This window comes from Amycolatopsis sp. NBC_01286 (assembly GCF_035982555.1).
Lineage (GTDB): Bacteria > Actinomycetota > Actinomycetes > Mycobacteriales > Pseudonocardiaceae > Amycolatopsis.
This window is the reverse complement of sequence record NZ_CP108428.1, coordinates 6,665,573-6,684,193: the sequence shown is the minus strand read 5'-3', so window position 1 is coordinate 6,684,193 and position 18,621 is coordinate 6,665,573. Positions and strand designations below refer to the sequence as shown.

The following is an 18,621-nucleotide window of genomic DNA, read 5'->3' as shown; positions in this document are numbered from 1 at the left end:
CACGAACGCTAGGGAACCTCAACAGAAGCGGTCAAGATACGACACCAGGATGGATCAAGCCGGAGGTCGGTCGGTAGTGCAGACGGACGCAGGTCGTGAGTGTTCAGGGCGGTTCTAACCGCCCTGAACACTCACGAGGGCCGGGGTCAGCGCGGGCCGGTGCTCTCGCGCACGATCAGCTCCGCGGGCACGAGGTGGCGCGCACCGATCTCGCCGCCGGCCATGCGGGTCTCCAGGAGCCCGAACGTGCGGCGGCCGACCTCGATGAAGTCCTGGCGGACCGTGGTCAGCGGCGGGGAGAAGTACGCCGCCTCGGGGACGTCGTCGAAGCCCGCCACCTGGACGTCCGCCGGGACCCGCAGGCCCGCCTCGGTGAACGCCCGCAGCAGGCCCAGCGCCATCTGGTCGTTGGCCGAGAAGACGGCGCCGAGCCCGCGCACCCCGGCGAGCGCGCGGCCGGCGTCGTAGCCCGAGCGCGGGCTCCAGTCGCCGCGGACGACGTCGGGGACCCGCAGGTCGTGGCGTTCGAGGGTCTCGCGCCAGCCGCGTTCGCGGTCGCGCGCCTCCAGCCAGTCCTCGGGACCGGCCAGGTGCCAGACCGTCTGGTGCCCCAGGGCCAGGAGGTGCTCGGTGGCGCGGCGGGCGCCGTCGTACTGGTCGACGGAGATCACCGGGACCGGCGCGCCCTCGCCGCCGCCGACCGCGACCACCGGGATGTCCGCGGGCGCCGCCGCCAGGGCACGCCCCGCCGTCACGTGCGGCGCGATGACGACGATCCCCTCGACGGCCTGGCGCCGCAGGTTCTCCACCGCGTCGCCGATCGACGACCTTCCTGGACGGCTGACGCTGCAGATCGCGACGCCGTAACCGGCCTCGCGGGCGGCGTTCTCGATGCCGTAGAGGGTGCTCGCCGGGCCGTAGAGGTTGGACTCCAGCGCGACGACGCCGAGCGTGCCGGACCGGCCCGTGACCAGCGTCCGGGCGGCCGAGTTGGGCCGGTAGCCGAGCTTCTGCACGGCGGCCAGCACCCGCGCGCGGGTGTCCGGGTGCACCGGTCCGCTCTCGTTGACCACCCGGGAAACGGTCATGTGCGACACACCGGCCAGGCCCGCGACATCGGCCAGGCTCGGCTGGCGCTCCCCCGGCCGCGTCCGTTCCGCCACCTGGCCCCCTCCCGTTCGTACCCCCGCCGCGTTCACGATATCCAGTCCCGGGAACCGTCCGGGGCCCGCGTACGTTGCCATTACCTACGGCACCGTAAGTTACGGTCGCGTAGGTGACGGAAGGACGTTCGTAATGCCGGTCCCCGAAAGCACGCGCCTGATGTTCGAGCTGGAGGGCACGGTCGAGGAAAACCTCAACCGCCACCTCGCGGCCGCCCAGGAGTGGATGCCGCACGAGTACGTCCCCTGGAGCCAGGGGCGTGACTTCGCCGACCTCGGCGGGGAGGCGTGGGACCCGGAGCAGTCGCGGGTCACGCCGATCGCCCGGACCGCGCTCGAGGTCAACCTCCTCACCGAGGACAACCTCCCCAGCTACCACCGCGAGATCGAGCGCGCCTTCGGCCGCGACGGCGCCTGGGGCACCTGGGTCCACCGCTGGACCGCCGAAGAGGGCCGCCACGGCATCGCCATCCGCGACTACCTGCTCGTGACGCGGGCGGTCGATCCGGTCGAGCTCGAGCGGATGCGCATGGAGACCATGCAGGCCGGGTACGAGACCGGCGACAAGCCGCTGCTGCACGTCTGCGCGTACGTGTCGTTCCAGGAGCTCGCGACGCGCCTGTCGCACCGCAACACCGGCCGCTACACGCAGGACCCGCTGGCCGAGAAGCTGCTCGCCCGGGTGTCCACGGACGAGAACCTGCACATGGTCTTCTACCGCAACCTGGTCAAGGCCGCGCTGGAGATCTCCCCCGACGCCATGGTCCGCGCCATCACCGACGAGGTCCTCGACTTCGCGATGCCCGGCGCGGTCATCCCCAGCTTCGTCCGCAAGGCGGCCCTGATCGCCAAGGCGGGCATCTACGACCTGCGCATCCACCACGACGACGTCGTGATGCCGCTGCTGCGCTACTGGAAGATCTTCGACCTGACCGGCCTCGGCGAGGTCGGCGAGACCGCGCGCCAGGAACTGGCGGACTTCCTCAAGACGCTCAACGCCCAGGCATCCCGCTTCGAGGAACGCCGCGACGCCGCTGCCGCCCGGGCGGCTGCTCGTGGAGTGCCGGCGGTCTGACGCAGGCTGCGGCGGCGGGCTCTTCGGGGCGGCGCCGCGAGTCTCGGTCGACCGCCCCACCCGCACCGTTGCGGAGGCGCGGCGGCCGGACCGCGCGCCCGCCGCGCGGCCTGGCTCCGGAACGTGCGGATCTTTCCGCGCGGTCCCACCCCCGCGAGGCCGACCGCCCGGCCGGGGCCGTCGGCGGGCGCGCCCAGTCGACCACGGCGGCCGGACCGCACCCGTCGCGCAGCCCGGCTCCGAAACGTGCGGATCTTTCCGCGCGGTCCCACCCCCGCGAGGCCGACCGCCCGGCCGGGGCCGTCGGCGGGCGCGCCCAGTCGACCACGGCGGCCGGACCGCACCCGTCGCGCAGCCCGGCTCCGAAACGTGCGGATCTTTCCGCGCGGTCCCACCCCCGCGAGGCCGACCGCCCGGCCGGGGCCGTCGGCGGGCGCGCCCAGTCGACCACGGCGGCCGGACCGCACCCGTCGCGCAGCCCGGCTCCGAAACGTGCGGATCTTCCCGAGCCGTCCCTGCCGGGCGCCCGATACGCTGCGGGAGTGGCTTCCCTGCTCAACGTCGTCGATGTCGAGGCGACGTGCTGGGCCGGCGAGCCGCCGGCCGGGCAAGCCTCCGAGATCATCGAGATCGGTCTCACCGTCGTCGACCCCGCGCGGCGGGCTCGGCTTGATCGGCACCGGATCCTGGTGCGTCCGGAGCGCTCGGCCGTCGGCGCTTTCTGCACCGAGCTGACCGGGCTCACCCAGGCCGACGTCGACGCCGGCGTCAGCTTCGCCGAGGCGTGCCGGATCCTCGCGGCCGAGCACGCCACGACCCGGCGCGGCTGGGCCAGCTGGGGCGACTACGACCGCCGTCAGTTCGAGCGCCAGTGCGCGGCCGACCCGGCGACCTATCCCTTCGGCCTGCGTCACCTCAACGCGAAGGCCCGCTTCGCGCGCGCCTACCGGCTGGCCCGGCCCGTCGGCATGGACCGCGCGCTGGCCATGGCCGGGCTGCCCCTGGAGGGCCGGCACCACCGCGGGGACGACGACGCGTGGAACGTCTCGGCGCTCGTCCTGCACCTCATCGGCCGCGGTGCCTGGCCGCAGCATCCTCAGAAGTGACCAATGGTCACCAGTCGACGCAACGCTGGGACCTGCACGTCGAGAAACAACAAGGTCTAGACCAAACGACCTAACTTCGTTGACTTTACCAATGGTCACCTGCAAGCTCCTCACCACCCGAGGAGGTTGCCCCCGTGAACAGACGCTCCCTGGCCGCCGTGGCCGGTTCGCTCACCTTCGCTCTCGCCCTGACCGCCTGCGGCACCTCGGCCGGACCGGCCGCCGCGCCGGGTGGCGGGCAGCTCACCGTGTGGCTGATGAACGGCGACCTGAGCGACCAGGCCACCGCCGCGATCAACACCGCGTTCGAGAAGGCCACCGGCGCGAAGGTGACCGTGCAGATCCAAGAGTGGGACAACATCAACACCAAGATCAGCACGGCGCTGGCGCAGGACACCACGCCGGACGTGATCGAGATCGGCAACACCGACGTCTCGCTGTTCGCCGCCAACGGCGCGCTGGCCGACCTCACCGGGCACCGCGACGACCTCGCCGCCGGCCAGACCTGGCTCCCGGGCCTGGCGGCACCGGCCACTGTGGACGGAAAGATCTACGCCGCGCCGCTGTTCGCCGGCAACCGCGCGGTGATCTACGACAAGCAGCTCTGGGCCGACGCCGGGGTCGCCGCGCCGCCCACGACGTTCGCCGAGCTCACCGCCGACCTCGACAAGATCAAGGCCAAGCACCCGGAACCGGGCTTCTCCGCGTTCCACTTCCCCGGGCAGTACTGGTACGGCGCGCTGCAGTTCGTCTGGGACGCGGGCGGCGAGCTGGCCACCGAGTCCGGCGGCAAGTGGGCCGGCGCGCTCGAGTCGCCCGCCGCGCAGCGCGGGCTCCAGGCGTGGAAGGACTTCCAGGCCGCCTACTCGACGCCCGCGTCGCGCAACGTCGACACCAAGGCACCCGACCAGGCCGCGATGTTCGCCGCCGGTGGCGCCGGGGCCATCCTCGACACCAGCGTGAACACCGTGCTGAAGAACAAGCCCGAGCTGAAGGACCGGCTCGGCACGTTCCCCTTCCCCAGCGCGACGCCGGGCAAGAGCCAGCCGGTCTTCCTCGGCGGGTCCGACCTCGGGATCGCCGCGAAGAGCAAGAACCAGGACCTCGCCCTCGCCTACCTGAAGGCCGCGGCGAGCCCGGCCGTCCAGCGGGACGCCATCGTCGGCATCGACGGCTGGACGCCGGTGTCGCCGCAGATCATCGACCAGGTGACGCCGACGCTGCCGCCGATCCGGGCCGCGTTCTACGCCGCCGCGAAGTCGAGCGGCGCCACGCCGGCCACCCCGGGCTGGGCGACCATCGAGAGCGACAAGTCCGTCAACACCTTCTTCGCCGACATCGCGACCGGCCGCAAGTCCGTGGCCGACGCGGCGCGGGACTTCGACGCCCACTTGGGCCAAGCGCTCAACGCCGCCCCGTGACCGGGTGGGACGTCCGCGGTGGACTGCCGTCCCCTGACCGCAGGCGTCCCACCCACCTTGATGGAGGAACGCCGTGAAGGTCCTGAAGCGACCCGCGCCGGTCGTGGCGCCGCGGCCCGCGCCGCGGCGGAAGCGACGACGTCCGCTGCTGCCCTACGGCCTGCTCCTGCCCGCGGTCGTCGTCCTCGGGCTGGTGCTGGGGTATCCGCTGGTCCGGCTGCTGCTGATCTCGTTCCAGGGGTACGGCCTGCGCGCCCTGCTCACCGGCACGGCCGGGTGGGCGGGCTGGGACAACTACGCCGCGGTGCTCGGCGACGACCAGCTGGTCCCGGTGCTGCTGCGCACGGTCGGGTTCTGCGTCGCGCTCGTCGCCGGGACGCTCGTGATCGGCACGGGCGTCGCGCTGATGCTGCGGCGGCTCGGGCCCCGGATGCGGGTCGCCGTCACGATGAGCCTGATCGCCGCGTGGGCGTTGCCGAACGTGGCGTCCACCCTGGTCTGGCAGTGGCTCTTCCAGCCGGGCTACGGCGTGGTGAACTGGCTGCTCTCACAGCTGGGCCTCGGCGACTTCACCCAGCACGACTGGACGACGACCCCGGCGTCGGCGTTCACGCTCGTCTGGCTGCTGGTGGTGTGGCAGTCGGTGCCGTTCGTGGCGCTCACCCTGCACGCCGGGCTGACGCAGATCCCCCGCTCGTACTACGAAGCGGCCACTTTGGACGGTGCCGGGCCGTGGCGGGTGCACCTGACGATCACCTGGCCGTTCCTGCAGCCGATCTTCGGCCTGGTCACGATCCTCTCGGTGATCTGGGACTTCACCGTGTTCAACCAGATCTGGATCCTCACCCAGGGCGGCCCCAGCCAGGGCACGACGACGCTCGGGATCTGGACTTTCACCCGGGCCTTCAGCACCAACTCCTTCGGCCAGGGCGCGGCGATCGCCGTCGTCTCGGTCCTGCTGCTGCTGGCCATGACCATCGTGTACGTGCGCCGGCTGGTGCGAACGGGAGAGGACCTGTGATGCGGGGACGCCGGATCGGGACCAACGCCATGGCGACGCTGTTCTGCCTGGTGTGGGTGTTCCCGGTCTACTGGATGGTGAACACGGCCTTCAAGCCGCGCGGCGACATCCTGAGCCCGACGCCGCAGTTCCTCCCGGTGCACTTCACCCTCGGCAACTTCGCCGACGCGCTCGCGAAACCGGGCTTCACCCGCGACCTCCTCAACAGCGTCGTCGTGACGGTGTCGGTGGTCCTGCTGGCGATCGTCGTGGCGTTCCTGGCGGCGACGGCGTTGACGCGGTTCCGGTTCTTCGGCCGCCGCAGCTTCCTCATCGGCGTGCTGATCCTGCAGATGGTGCCGGTGCCCGCCCTGGTCATCCCGCTGTTCCTCGGCCTCAAGAGCGCGCACCTGCTGAACAACCTGTTCGGGCTCACCCTCACCTACGTGGCGCTGGTGCTGCCGTTCACGATCTGGACGTTGCGGGGCTTCCTGCACGGCATCCCGGTCGAGCTCGAGGAAGCGGCCATGGTCGACGGCGCGACGCGCGGGCGCATCATGGGCTCGGTGCTGCTGCCGCTCGTGCTGCCGGGGCTCATCGCGACCAGCGTGTTCGCGTTCATCACGGCCTGGAACGACTTCCTGTTCGCCTACGTGATCATGAAGGACCAGTCCGGGTACACGCTGCCGGTGTGGCTGGTCTCGTTCAGCACCAGCACCGGGACGGACTACGGCGGCCTGATCGCCGCGTCGACGCTGTTCGCGTTGCCGGTGGTCGTGTTCTTCGCGCTCGTCCAGCGCCACCTCGTCGAGGGCATGACCGCGGGCGCGGTGAAGGGCTAGTGCTCTCCTTGGTCCCCCGGCCCGCGGAACTGGTGCGGCACAACGGGTTCTTCACGCTCGACGGCGGCGTGCGCGTCGTCGCCGGTCCCGGTGCCGGGCGCGCGGCCGACCTCCTGACCGGCTTCTTCGGCGCGGGCCACGGCACGGAGATCCGGCTGAACCTGCGGCCCGGGCTCGGGCCGGAAGAGTACGAGCTGGACGTCGCCGAAGACCTCGTGACGCTCGTGGCGAGCGCGGAAGCCGGGCTGTTCCACGGCGTCCAGACGCTGCGGCAGCTCGGCCCGGACCGCTGGCCGTGCCTGCGGATCCGCGACCGGCCGCGGCTGGCCTGGCGCGGGGTGCTGCTCGACGTCGCCCGGCACTTCATGCCCCTGGACTTCCTGTACGAGTTCGTCGACCTCATCGCCCTGCACAAGTACAACGTGCTGCACCTGCACCTCACCGACGACCAGGGCTGGCGGCTCGAGATCGACGGCCGCCCCAAGCTGACCGACGTCGGCGCGTGGCGCAGCGAGTCGATGGTCGGCGCGGCCGGCAGCACGGTCTTCGACGGCGTCCCGCACGGCGGTTTCTACACCCGCGCCGAGCTGCGCGGGCTGGTCGGCCACGCGGCCGCCCGCGGCGTGCGGGTGGTGCCGGAGATCGACCTGCCCGGGCACGTCCGGGCGGCGCTGGCCGCCTACCCGGAGCTCGGCAACCACCCGCAGCGGCGGCAGCCGGTGTGGACCGGATGGGGCATCAGCCCCGACATCCTCGGCATGCACGACGCGGCCCTGGACTTCTGCCGCGACGTCCTGGCGCAGACCGCGGAGATCTTCCCCTCGCGGCACCTGCACATCGGCGGCGACGAATGCCCGACGACGCAGTGGGAGACCGCGCCCGCCGCCCTCGCCCGCGCGAAGGCGCTCGGGTTGCGGGACACCGCCGAGCTGCACGCCTGGTTCCTCGGCGAGCTGCACGGGTTCCTCGGCGAGCTGGGCCGGCAGTCGGTCTGCTGGGACGAAACGGGCCGCTCGCCGGGCACCCTGCCGCCGGCGATGACCGTGGCCAGCTGGCGCGACGCCGCTCACGGCGCGCAGGCCGTCGCCCGCGGCCACCAGGTGATCATGGCGCCGCACACGTCCACTTACTTCGACTACCCGCAGACCGACGGGCCGGGCGAGCCGCCGCGCGAGCTCGTCACCACCCTGGCCGACGTCCACGCCTACGACCCCCTCGACGGGAACCTGCCCGCCGCCGACCCGGACAACGGCGGCCGGCCCGGCGTCATCGGCACGCAGGCGCAGCTGTGGACCGAGCACGCGCCGACCCCCGACCACGTGCGGCAGCTGGCCTTCCCGCGGCTGTGCGCGCTCGCCGAGTCGGCCTGGTCCCCCGGCCCGCGCGACTATGCTGACTTCGAAGCCCGCTTGGCCGGTCACCTGGATCTGCTGCGCGCGCTGAACGCCCTGCCGAAGGAGCGCGTCCGGTTCCCGGGCGGGCTCCCCGCACTCCGAAAGCCGAGAACTTGACCGCAGACGCGCTCGGACCCGACCGGCCGCCCACCGCGAAACGGGACCGGGTCCGCCGCCACCTGCTGAACGTCATCGAGAAGGCCGGGCCGGGCACCGGGCTGGCCTCGGAGCGCGACCTGGCGCAGGAGCTGGGTGTGTCCCGCCCGACCGTCCGCGCGGCCATCGACGAGCTCACCCGCACCGGCCTGCTGGTCCGCCAGCGCGGCCGCGGCACGTTCACCAGCCCGCACAAGGTCACCCAGGAGCTCGCCGGCAGCGCCGCGGGCCTGGGCGTGCCGCCGGCGGAGGGGAACTGGACCAGCGAGGTCGTCGCGTTCACGACGGCGCCCGCGAGCGCCCCGCGCGCCGCGCGGCTGGAGGTCGCCGGTGGCGCGCCGGTCCTGCGGGTGACGCGCGTGCGCTACGTCGACGAGGAGCCGATCGCCATCGAGCGCCTCGACCTGCCCGCCGAGCTCGTGCCCGGGCTGGCGCCGGCCGACATGGAGGCCGGGAACTTCTACCGGCTGCTGCGGGAGCGGTTCGGGATCACCGTGGCCGAGGCCGAGCAGACGATGGAACCGGCCGTGACCAACCCCGAGCAGGCCGAGCTGCTGGACGTCCCGGTGTACGCGCCGATCCTGCAGGTCGAGCGGGTCACCCGCGACACCGCCGGCCGCATCGTCGAGCTGACCCGCTCGGTGTACCGCGGCGACCGCTACCGGATCACCTCGAAGCTGCGGTTCGACGCCGACTCCGGCTGAGCGGTCACGGACCGGCTCGGCGAAGCAGGTCCCGGGGGCCGTACTACCGTCGGGGGCGTGTGGGTCGTCCTGCTGGTCGCGGTGCCCGTCGGGGTGCTGATCGGGACCGTCGGCGTCGGCGGGGTGCTGCTGCCGCCCGCGCTCACCTGGCTCGGCGGGCTCGACGTCCACGCCGCGGCCGGGACCAGCAGCTGGGCCTTCCTGTTCACCGGGCTCGTCGGCACCCTCGGGTACGCCCGCCAGCAGGCCATGCCGTGGCGGTTCGGCGGCCTGCTCACCCTCGGCGCGGCGCCCGCCGCGGCCGCCGGGGCGCTGGTGAACGGGCTGCTCCCGGCCGCCGTGCTGTGGCTGGTGCTCGCCGTCGTGACGGCCGGTTCCGGCGCGTACAACCTGTGGTTCCGCGCGAAGACGTCCCGGGTGCGCGACGACCTGCCCGTCGCCGCGACCATCGCGATCGGCGTGGTCGTCGGGTTCGGCTCGGCGCTGACCGGGACCGGCGGGCCGGTGCTGCTCGTCCCGGCGCTGCTGGCGCTGGGCGTCCCGGCGTTGACGACCGTCGCGGCCGGGCAGCTGATCCAGCTGCCGCTCGTCGGCTTCGCGACGCTCGGCTACGCCGCGCACGGCTCCGTCCACTTCGGACTCGGCACGCTGCTCGGCGGCATCGCCGGCGCCGGCGCGCTCGTCGGCACGCGGCTGGCGAAAAGGCTGCGGCAGCAGCACCTCCACCGCGTCGTGTCGGCGGCGCTGGTCGTCTTCGGCGCGTTCCTGTTCGTCCTGGCCGCACGCAGCTAAGACGCAGTCAGCCGCACGCAGCACCGGCCCGGCCGCGGGTCGGGCCGGGCGGTCAGCTCCGGCGCACCCACGCCGGTCAGCAGGCCAGCCACCAGCGCGAGGTTCATCTCGCAGACCAGTTCCGGGTGCGCCCGGGCCAGCCGGTGAAACGGGCAGTTCCCCAGCGCCACCTCGCCGTCCTCGGTCCGGGGCTCGAACCCGTGCGCCTCGAGTGCCGCCGTGAGATCGGCCGCGGCGGCCCCCCGCCGCTCCCCCAGCTCCCGGGCGCGCAGCGCCAGGATCTCCCGGGCCGAGCCACCGGTCTCGCCGGCTTCCTCGACCGCCGTCGCCAGGAGGTGGCCGGCCAGCTCGTAGTCGCGTTCCGGCAGCGAGACCGTCACCTGCCGGTCCGAGCGGCGGTACAGCTTCGCCGGGCGTCCGGCCCCCGGCCCGGTGCGGCCGGTGCGGCGTTCGTGCCCGACGGCGAGGAGCTGGGCGTCCACCAGGCGGTCGAGGTGGAACGCGACGGTCGGCCGGGGCACACTCAGGGCGGCGGCGACGTCGTCGCGGCTCACCGGCCCGGGCTGGCGGACGACGTAGTCGTACAGCCGGCGCCGGGTGGGCTCGTCGAGCGCGGCGACCGCGGCCAGCGCACCGGCCTGGGGTTCTCGCATCACCGCATTCTAAAACAAATAACCGTTGACGAAAACCCGGGCGGCCTTCTAACGTCGGTACGACTTGGTTTTAGAACGAAGGGGCTCCCCGTGACAGCCGAACCCATGAGCGAACCGGTTCCCCTCCGGCACCTCGGTGTCGTCCCCGACCGCGACGCGTTCGACCTCCACGCGGCCGAACGCGCGGTGGCCGACCTGCTGCGGGCGCTGGGCAAGGACCCGACCTCGGAGCACCTCGGCGACACCCCGCGGCGGGTGGCGAACGCCTACGCGGAGATGCTGCGGCCCCGCGACTTCAAGCTGACGACGTTCCCCAACGACGAGGGCTACGACGAGCTCGTGCTCGCCAAGAGCATCCCGGTGCAGTCCCTGTGCGAGCACCACATGCTGCCCTTCCGCGGCGTCGCGCACGTGGGCTACCTGCCGGGCGAGCGCATCCTCGGCCTCTCGAAGCTCGCCCGGGTCGTCGAGCTGTTCGCCCGCGACCTGCAGGTGCAGGAGCGGCTGACCAAGCAGGTCGCCGACTGGCTCCAGGAGCACCTGGCGCCGAAGGGCGTCGGCGTGGTGATCGAAGCCGAGCACCTCTGCATGTCCCTGCGCGGGGTCCGGGCGAGCGGCGCGCTCACCGTCACGTCGTCGCTGCACGGCCTGGTGCGCGAAGAACCCAAGACGCGGCAGGAGTTCTTCGCACTGACCGGCGTCGTCGCCTAGCGGCGGTCAGCGCACCGGGGTCCGCTCGAGCGCGTCGAGCTGCCGCTGCACGCGCCGGGCGTCTTCGTCACGGCCTTGGCGTCGGCAGAGTGTGAGCGCATCCCGCCACGTCTCGGCGGCTTCGCTGTGGCGTCCGAGTGCCGCGTACGCGGTGCCGAGCCGGTCGAGGGTGCCGGCTTCTTCGTTGGTGGAACCGATTTCGCGAAGCCGGCCGATGGCCTCGCGGTAGTGGCCGACGGCCTCGGCGTGGTTCCCGACGCGGTGCGCGATGTAGCCGAGACTGTCCGAAGTGGTCGCCTCCCCCTCGGCGTTTCCTTGACGGCGGAACAGGTCCAGGGCGGCTTCGCAGTGTTCGCGGGCTTCGTCGTAGGCGCCGAGCTGGGCCGCGTACCAGCCGATCGCGTTGAGCGCACCGGCTTCCCAGTCGGGGTTGCCGACGTCCCGGCTGATGCGCAACGCCTGCCTGGCGTGCTCGCGGGCCTTGTGGTGGTCGCCTTGCGCGCCCCACGCGGCGGCGAGGGTCCGGTGGGTGTGGGCCTGGTTGGTCGTGTCGTCGTGCCGCTCGGCCAGGGTCAGTGCTTCCTGCAGGTGGACGTTCGCCTGCGTGTGAGCGCCCAGGTCGGCGTGGGCGCGGCCGAGCAGGCGGTGGGTGAGGATCCGGGTCGCCGGGTCGGCGAGGTGCCCGGCCGCCGTCATCGCGACCTGCCAGGTGCCGAGCCGGTCGTGCAGGTGGCCCTGCCGCCGGTGGAACGTCTCGAGCGCCCAGGCCAGGTCCCACGCCGTCCGGTGGCGCCGGTTCCCGGACGCGGTGTCCAGGGCCGCCAGCAGGCAAGCGTGCTCGGTGTCGAACCAGCTCAGCGCCGCCGCGTCGTCGGGCAGCTCGGGGACGGCGTGCCGGGGAGCGGCCGGCGCCGGGTGTCCCGGTTCGCGGTGCGGGTTCAGGAGCCGGTCGGCGCGGTACGCGGTGTGCAGGTAGAAGTCGACGACCCGGTACTGCGCGGCGGCGCGGACGTGTGCGGGAAGCCCGGCCGCCGTGAGGGTGGCGTGCCGGCGGATCAGATCGTGGAGCCGGTAGCGGCCGCGGCCGGTCCGGGTGAGCAGTGACGCCTGTTCCAGTCCGCGCAGGATCCGCTGGGTGTCCGCCGGGGGCCGGTCTAGCAGGGCAGCGGCGGCTTCGGGTCCGAGGTCGGGCCCGGGTGCGACTCCGAGCAGGGCGAACGCGCTCGCCTGCTCCGGCGCCAGTGCGTCGAGCGACCACGACAGCACGGTGGGCAGGCTGGCGGTGGGGTCGTCGTCGGCGAGGGCCTGGAGCCCGGCGTCCCGCAGTTCGCCGGCCAGCACGCTCAACGGGAGGTCCGGCCGCAGCTGGGCGCGCGCGGCGACGATGCCCAGCGCCAGCGGGAACCCGCCGCAGAAGGCGATCAGCCGATCCGCCGCCGCCGCTTCGGCCGTCGTGCGGGCGGCGCCGAGCCGGCTGGTGAGCAGCAGGCGGGCTTCGTCCTCGGTCAGGACGTCGAGGCGGAGGTGGTGGGCCGCGTGCCCGGTGACCAGTCCGGTGAGCTGGGTGCGGCCGGTCACCAGGACGGTGCAGGTGTCCCCGCCCGGCAGCAGCGGGGTGACCTGGGTGGTGTCCGCGGCGTTGTCCAGCACGAGCAGCATCCGCCGGCCGGTGACGAGGTTGCGGAACAGCGCCGCGCCGGCGTGCGGGTCGATCGGCACCTGCCGGGGTTCGACCCCGAGCGCGTCGAGGAACCCGCGGATCGCGGCGGCCGGCGCCATCGGCGCGTGGTCGGGACTGAAGCCGCGCAGGTCCACGTACAGCTGGCCGTCGGGGAACCGGTCGGTGTGGCGGTGGGCCCAGTGCAGGGCCAGCCACGTCTTGCCGATGCCGCCCGCACCGGCGATCGCCGAGATGACCACCGTGCCGCCGGGCTCGCGCGGGTCCAGCACGGCGTCCAGGCGGGCCAGGTCGTCGTCGCGGCCGACGAACGGCCGGGGTGCTCGCGGGAGCTGGTGGCACACCGCGGGAGTGCCCCCGGCTGTGCGCGTGGTGCTCAGCAGGGTCTGCTGCAGGTCCTGGAGCGCGGTTCCCGGGTCGGTGCCCAGCTCTTCCACCAGCCGCGTCCGGATCCGGTGGTAGTGCTCCAGCGCGTCGGCGCCGCGCCCGGCCTGGTGCAGGGCGCGCATGTACTGCCCGGCGACGTGCTCGTCGAGCGGATGGTCGAGGACCCGCGTGGCGAGCTCGGCGACCAGCGCGTCACCCTCGCCCGCCCGCAGCCGGGCGTCGACGAGGGCGCGTTGCGCGGCGAGCCGTTCTTCGCTCAGCTGCCGGCGTTCTGCGTCGGCCCACGCGCAGTCGAGGCCGGTGAGCGCCTCCCCGTGCCACAGGTCCAGAGCCCGGCTCAACAGCCCGGGTGCCGCCGCCGGATCGGGTTCGGTCCGGGCTCGGGCGCACAACGCCCGGAACAGCGGAAGGTCCAGCACCGGCCCGTCGTCGCCGGTCGTCAGGACGTACCCGCCGGATCGCCGCACGATGTCCAGGCCGTCCACTTCGGCCAGCGCCTGCCTCAGCCGGGAGACGTAGCTGTAGAGCGTCGCCCGGCCCCGGCGCGGCAGGTCGGGACCCCAGATCCGCTCGACCAGCCGGTCGGCCGGAACGACCCGGCCGGCGTCGACGGCCAGCGCCGCGAGCAGGCAGCGTTGCCGGGTGGTCCCGAGGTCGACGGGGCGGCCGTCGACCTCGACGGCGATCTCGCCGAGCACGCGAAGAACTGTCACCGAACCCTCCCCGGATCGGACCCACCGAACCAGGCATAGCCGCTCGACCGGCGAAATGCAGGAACTCCGCAAGCAAATCACACGATCGGCCCTCCACGATCACCTCGACGTTGCGCCGGGACCGCCGGCGCGGGGAGGGGATCAGAGGATGCGTACGAAGGTGCGGGCAGCGGCCCGGGTACTCGGCGTGGCGGCCGTCGCCGCGGGAGCGCTGGCCGTGGGGCCGGTCGGGAACCAGGTGGCGTCGGCCGCGCCATTGGCGTGCACGGCCGTCGGCAACGCCGACGGCACGGTCTCCGCGTTCACGCTCTACGACAACACCGGCTACTCCGGAAGCTGCATCACGTTCTACCGCTACGGCAACTGCACGGCGTCCACCACCGACACCGAGGGCCTGTACAACCTCAACGGCTGGGGCTGGGACAACCGAGCGAGTTCGGTGCACACCGCGCACTCCTGCGACGTCCGGCTCTACGACGCGCGGGACTGCCCCAGCAGCGGCACCCGCAGCACGTGGATCGACCAGAGCGCCGATCTCCGGCTCGGCAGCATCAACTGGCAGAACCGCGCGAGTTGCGTGGTGATCAGCTGACGCCTCGCCGACGGCGCCGGGATCAGCGACCCCGGCGCCCTCGGGTCACGCCACCGGTGGTTTGCAGATCGTGTTCCACCCGCTGGGGTGGGGCACCCCGTTCACGGTCACTTCCCCGTAGACCTTCGCGCACAGGGTGTTCGCGTCGGAGACGTAGATCCCGCCCGCGTAGGTTTCGTAGTCGTCGTCGGAGTCGTACCACTGGGTCGTCCAGCCGGCGTGCTGGAGGACCACCTCGATGTGGTGCTTGCCGTCGAGGTTGTCGAAGGTCATCGCGCAGAACGTGCCGCTGCCCTCGGACGAGTAGTAGACCCTGATGTACCCGGTGGTCTGCGGAATGTCGATCTGCTCCAGGAAGGCCCCCTTGCAGGTGGGGAACGGGCCCGCGTACCCGGGCGGCGCCTTGTCCGGGAATGTCTGGGCCGACGCCGTGGCCGCGCCACCGAACGCGGTGGTCGCCACCAGCCCGATGATCGCGACCGCGGTCGCGATCCGTCTCTTGATCCGCACCTGGAACCTCCACCCTCGACGGGCCGCGCCCGGTTCAGGCGGGGCCTCGGCGTCAGGCTGGCGGACCGAGGTGCAGGCTTCCTTGCGAGAATCCTGCAACGCGCAGGTCAGGGTGCCGGCCGTGGAAATCGCCGGCCGGGCGCCGGAGCGCGGTGCTAGACAGCCTCCGTGCACACCACGCTGGACTTTCCCGACCTGTTGCGGCTGATCGACGAACGCTCGGCGGCCTTCCGTGCCGCGGTGGGCGCCGCGGCCGGCCTTGATGTGCGGGTGCCGACCTGTCCCGAGTGGACGCTGTTCGACCTGGTGCGGCACCTGGGCGAGGGCCGCCGCGCCTGGGCGGCCACCATCGCCGCCGGGCCCGGTGCCACGGCCAAGGCCGCGCCGCGGGACGCCTCGGCGCCGCCCCGGGAGCGCGAGGCTCTGCTGGCCTGGTCGGCCGCGGCGACGCGGGAGCTGCTCGGGGCGCTGCGCGAGGCCGGGCCGGATCGGGGTTGCTGGGCGTGGTGGGGCAAGACGCAGTCGCCGCGGACCTGTGGTGCCGTCGCCCGGCGCCAGCTCCACGAGGTCGCGGTGCACACCTACGACGCCCAGGTCACCGTGGGCGCGCCGCAGCCGCTGCCGGACGAGGTGGCCCTCGACGGGGCCGAGGAGTTCCTGTCCACCTTCTGCACCACAACGGTCGCCTGGCCGCACGAGCCCGCGGTCGTCGACTACCACGCCGCCGAGGGCCGGTCCTGGCGCCACCGGCTCGCCGCCGACGGCGCACGGGCCGACCGCCTGCCGGCATCCGCGACCGGCGACGTCCCGGACGCGACCGCCCGGGGCACGGCCCATGACCTCGTCCTGGCCTTCTACGGCCGGATTCCGCTGGACACCCTCACGCTCGACGGCGACCGGCGGATCTTCGACCAGCTCGTGGACTGGGACGCGGAGCGGTAGGGCGCGTCCGACAACGGTCGGTGGCCGAGATGCCGCTAGTCCCGGCGGTGCCGGCCTCCCGGGCCCGTGGCCAGCGCCTGCACCCGGGTGACGAGGTCGCGCCGGCGGTTGCGGCGGGCGTACTCCAGCAGCGCCTCCACCTGGGCCTCCGGCAGCCAGCCCTGGTCGGCGCCGATCTCCAGTGTCAGCAGGTGCGTCACCAGTTCGCGGGAGTCGTCGTCGCACTCGCCCGCCAGTTCCGCGAACCGCAGCGCCGCGTCGGCCGCTCCGTCGCACCACGCCGTCATGGCCAGCAGCGTCGCCGTCGCGGTCAGGATGTCGCCGCGGTGGACGCCGCCTTCCGCGGCCAGGTGCTCGGCCAGCTGGAAGCTGTGGGTGCCGACGCCGCCGGCCCCTTCCTCGCGCACCGCTTTCGCGAGCGCGTGGATCTGCTGTGTGACGTAGTCCCCGCTCGAAAACCCCGACATGCCGTCCCCTCCACCCCGCGACGAGTCCCGTGCGGCCCGTGCGGTCACCCCGACAGGTGTACTCCATTCGCGCCCAGATACGTCGGACGCCCCACCGGTTTCGTCCGATCGGTCGTGAGATCAGCCCGATCGTCCCGGTTCGTTGCGCCGTTGGGACACGTAGACCGCGGCCGACGTCCGCCGCTCGACGCCGAGTTTGTGCAGCACGGAAGAAACGTAGTTCTTGACGGTCTTTTCCGCCAGGAAAAGCCGTTCCGCGATCTGCCGGTTGGTCAGGCCTTCGGCCACCAGGTCGAGCACCCGCCGCTCCTGCGGGCTGAGCTGCTCGTACCGCGGATCCGGGGCCGAGGCCGTCTCCCCCCGCAACCTGTTCATGACGGACGCGGTGAGCGTGGCGTCCAGCAGCGAGCCGCCGACGGCCACCGTGCGGACGGCGTCGATCAGGGACCGGCCGGAGACCTGCTTGAGCATGTACCCGGCCGCGCCGGCCATGATGGCGCCGAACAGGGCGTCGTCGTCCGAATAGGACGTGAGCATCAGGCAGGCGGGCGGCGGCTCGAGCGTCGAGCGGATCTCGCGGCAGACCTCGACGCCCTGGCCGTCGGGCAGCCGGACGTCCAGGATGGCCACGTCCGGCCGGACCTGCGGGATCCGGACCAGGGCCTCGGCGGCCGTGCCGGCCTCGCCGACCACTTCGATGTCCGGCTCGGACTCGAAGACGGTCTTCAGCCCGGTGCGGACCAGCTCGTGGTCGTCGAGCAGGAACACCGAAATCGTCATCACGCAGTCCCTTGTTCGCCGGCCGACCGGGCCGGCAGCCCGGCCGTCCACTCCAGCCGGGAGCCGCCGTCGCCGGCGGCCACCAGCGCACACGTCCCGCCCCACCGCGCGGCCCGGGCCGCCAGGTTGGCGAGCCCGCTGACCCGCCCGGCGCCCGGGGGCGGCCCGGTCCCGTCGTCGCGCACCACCAGGCTCAGCCGGGTGCCGAGCCCGTCCACGGTGACCTCGACCGAGCACGACGTCGCGCCGGCGTGGCGGGCGACGTTCGTCAGGGCTTCCCGCAGCGACGCGATCAGGTCGGAGCGGACCGCGTCCGGCACGGCGGCGTCGAGCGGCCCGTCGAAGCCGACGCGCGGTTCGAAGCCCAGCGTGTCCCGGGCGTCGACCGCCACCCGCAGCAGCTCCGCGCGCAGGCTGCCCTGCGCCTGCGCGGGTGCCTGCAGGGAGAAGATGCTGTTGCGGATCTCGCGGATCGTGCCGTCGAGGTCGTGGGCGAACCCCGCGACGCGCGCGCCGACCCCGGGGTCCGAGATCAGCCTGCTGACGCCCTCGAGCCCGAGCCCGGTCGCGAACAGCCGCTGGATCACCAGGTCGTGCAGGTCGCGCGCGATCCGGTCGCGGTCCTCGAAGACGGCGAGCTGCTGGCGGGCCTCCTGCGCCCGGGAGAACTCGACGGCGAGCGCGGCGTGCCCGGCGAACGTCTCGGCCAGCTGGACGTCGGAGTCGGTGAAGGGCGAGCGGTCGCGGAACTTCGCCACGAGCAGCACCCCGAGGGTCTCCTCGCCGACGATCAGCGGCACCGAGATCGCCGAGTCCAGGTCCTTGATCATGGCGGGCATCGGCCCGGTGCGGTCGCGCTGCTCGTTCTGGACGTGCTCGCCGTAGTCCCGCACGACGATCGGCCGGCGCGTGGTGAACGCGATCCCGGTCGCGGTGCCCTCGGTCGGGATGGTCAGCCCGGTGAGGCGGTCGGAGTCCTCCCCCGGCGGCTCGACGACGTCGAACACCAGCAGGCCCGGCCCCGCGGGCAGCGCGATCGCGCCGCCGGTGCCGCCGGCCACGACGCGGGCGCGTTCGGCGATCAGCCGCAGGGTGGCGCGCAGGCCCTGCGCGCCGAGCAGGGCCTTGGTGACGTCGTAGGAGGCCTCGAGCCAGCGTTCGCGGCGGCGCATCCCGTCGACGAGCAGCGCTTTCTCGACGGCCATCCCGGTCGCCGCGGTGAGCGCGCCCAGCACTTCACGCCGGCGGCCGGCGAAGCCGCCTTCGCCGGGCTCGATCCGGAACGTGCCGAAGGTCTTGGGCCCGGCGCGCACGGGGATCTCGACCGCGCCGTCGCTCGTGCCGTCACCTGGCCGGCCGTACTCGGCCACACCGCCCTCGGGTCCGGTCACCTCGACGCGGCCGTGGCGCGCCCCGACCAGCTCGCACACCGTCGTCACCGCGCGTTCGAGCAACGCCGGTATCTCCAGCTCCCGCGCGATCCCGGCCACCGCGGCGAGGATCGCCGGCATGCCGATTTCGTCCGCCACTTTCTT

Annotated in this window: 17 protein-coding genes and 1 pseudogene; 11 read left to right on the top strand and 7 right to left on the bottom strand. The window is 73.2% G+C overall.

The features are described 5' to 3' along the window. Window positions 1-146: 146 nt before the first annotated feature. Entirely contained in the window at window positions 147-1,163 is a 1,017-nt protein-coding gene (locus OG570_RS31615; protein ID WP_326952727.1) for a LacI family DNA-binding transcriptional regulator, read from the bottom strand. Between the two features lie 133 nt (window positions 1,164-1,296). Here OG570_RS31615 and OG570_RS31610 point away from each other — a divergent pair, with 133 nt between their 5' ends. The 8 genes and pseudogenes from OG570_RS31610 to OG570_RS31570 form a co-directional block, all read left to right on the top strand. Next, window positions 1,297-2,238: an acyl-ACP desaturase gene (locus OG570_RS31610; protein ID WP_326950359.1), complete on the top strand. Its 942-nt coding sequence runs from the start codon at window positions 1,297-1,299 to the stop codon at window positions 2,236-2,238. A 542-nt stretch (window positions 2,239-2,780) separates the two neighbouring features. After that, window positions 2,781-3,344, top strand: a complete 564-nt coding sequence (locus OG570_RS31605) for a 3'-5' exonuclease (RefSeq protein WP_326952726.1) — start codon at window positions 2,781-2,783, stop codon at window positions 3,342-3,344. A gap of 134 nt (window positions 3,345-3,478) precedes the next feature. After that, a complete protein-coding gene (locus OG570_RS31600; protein WP_326952725.1) occupies window positions 3,479-4,765 on the top strand; it encodes an extracellular solute-binding protein in 1,287 nt (428 codons plus the stop codon). Window positions 4,766-4,838: 73 nt separating this feature from the next. Beyond that, window positions 4,839-5,786, top strand: coding sequence for a carbohydrate ABC transporter permease (locus OG570_RS31595; RefSeq protein ID WP_326952724.1), 948 nt, complete (start codon window positions 4,839-4,841; stop codon window positions 5,784-5,786). Further along, complete coding sequence (locus tag OG570_RS31590) at window positions 5,786-6,607, top strand: carbohydrate ABC transporter permease (RefSeq protein ID WP_247052508.1); 822 nt, start codon at window positions 5,786-5,788, stop codon at window positions 6,605-6,607. The genes OG570_RS31595 and OG570_RS31590 overlap by 1 nt, the downstream gene beginning before the upstream one ends. Continuing rightward, window positions 6,607-8,118, top strand: a complete 1,512-nt coding sequence (locus tag OG570_RS31585; protein WP_326952723.1) for a beta-N-acetylhexosaminidase — start codon at window positions 6,607-6,609, stop codon at window positions 8,116-8,118. The genes OG570_RS31590 and OG570_RS31585 overlap by 1 nt, the downstream gene beginning before the upstream one ends. Then, entirely contained in the window at window positions 8,115-8,861 is a 747-nt protein-coding gene (locus OG570_RS31580) for a GntR family transcriptional regulator (RefSeq protein WP_326952722.1), read from the top strand. Before OG570_RS31585 ends, OG570_RS31580 begins: the two co-directional genes overlap by 4 nt. Window positions 8,862-8,912: 51 nt before the next feature. Next, a pseudogene (locus OG570_RS31570) lies at window positions 8,913-9,653 on the top strand (sulfite exporter TauE/SafE family protein); the annotation flags it as partial. On the opposite strand, the gene OG570_RS31565 reads toward OG570_RS31570, so the two are convergent. Further along, entirely contained in the window at window positions 9,650-10,306 is a 657-nt protein-coding gene (locus OG570_RS31565) for a helix-turn-helix transcriptional regulator (RefSeq protein WP_326952721.1), read from the bottom strand. The pseudogene OG570_RS31570 and the gene OG570_RS31565 sit on opposite strands and share 4 nt — an antisense overlap. Before the next feature lie 105 nt (window positions 10,307-10,411). Between OG570_RS31565 and folE the strand changes: the two genes are divergently transcribed. Continuing rightward, entirely contained in the window at window positions 10,412-11,017 is a 606-nt protein-coding gene (folE, locus tag OG570_RS31560; RefSeq protein WP_247064365.1) for a GTP cyclohydrolase I FolE, read from the top strand. 6 nt (window positions 11,018-11,023) lie between these two features. Here the strand turns inward: folE and OG570_RS31555 are convergent, their stop codons facing one another. Next, entirely contained in the window at window positions 11,024-13,795 is a 2,772-nt protein-coding gene (locus tag OG570_RS31555; protein ID WP_326952720.1) for an AfsR/SARP family transcriptional regulator, read from the bottom strand. Window positions 13,796-13,943: 148 nt separating this feature from the next. On the opposite strand from OG570_RS31555, the gene OG570_RS31550 reads away from it, so the two are divergent. Continuing rightward, window positions 13,944-14,387 (top strand): hypothetical protein, encoded by a 444-nt coding sequence (locus tag OG570_RS31550; RefSeq protein ID WP_326950367.1) that lies wholly within the window; start codon window positions 13,944-13,946, stop codon window positions 14,385-14,387. A gap of 45 nt (window positions 14,388-14,432) precedes the next feature. On the opposite strand, the gene OG570_RS31545 is transcribed toward OG570_RS31550, so the two are convergent. Then, window positions 14,433-14,897: a hypothetical protein gene (locus OG570_RS31545; protein WP_326952719.1), complete on the bottom strand. Its 465-nt coding sequence runs from the start codon at window positions 14,895-14,897 to the stop codon at window positions 14,433-14,435. 168 nt (window positions 14,898-15,065) lie between these two features. Between OG570_RS31545 and OG570_RS31540 the strand changes: the two genes are divergently transcribed. Further along, entirely contained in the window at window positions 15,066-15,839 is a 774-nt protein-coding gene (locus OG570_RS31540) for a maleylpyruvate isomerase family mycothiol-dependent enzyme (RefSeq protein WP_326952718.1), read from the top strand. 35 nt (window positions 15,840-15,874) lie between these two features. On the opposite strand, the gene OG570_RS31535 is transcribed toward OG570_RS31540, so the two are convergent. From OG570_RS31535 to OG570_RS31525, 3 genes are all read right to left on the bottom strand, one after another. Continuing rightward, window positions 15,875-16,306 carry a hypothetical protein gene (locus OG570_RS31535; protein WP_247052513.1) on the bottom strand — a complete coding sequence of 144 codons (432 nt, stop codon included), beginning with the start codon at window positions 16,304-16,306 and terminating at the stop codon, window positions 15,875-15,877. Window positions 16,307-16,426: 120 nt separating this feature from the next. Beyond that, window positions 16,427-17,086 carry a response regulator gene (locus tag OG570_RS31530; protein ID WP_247052514.1) on the bottom strand — a complete coding sequence of 220 codons (660 nt, stop codon included), beginning with the start codon at window positions 17,084-17,086 and terminating at the stop codon, window positions 16,427-16,429. After that, entirely contained in the window at window positions 17,086-18,597 is a 1,512-nt protein-coding gene (locus OG570_RS31525) for a GAF domain-containing sensor histidine kinase (protein ID WP_326960218.1), read from the bottom strand. The genes OG570_RS31530 and OG570_RS31525 overlap by 1 nt, the downstream gene beginning before the upstream one ends. Window positions 18,598-18,621: the final 24 nt, after the last annotated feature.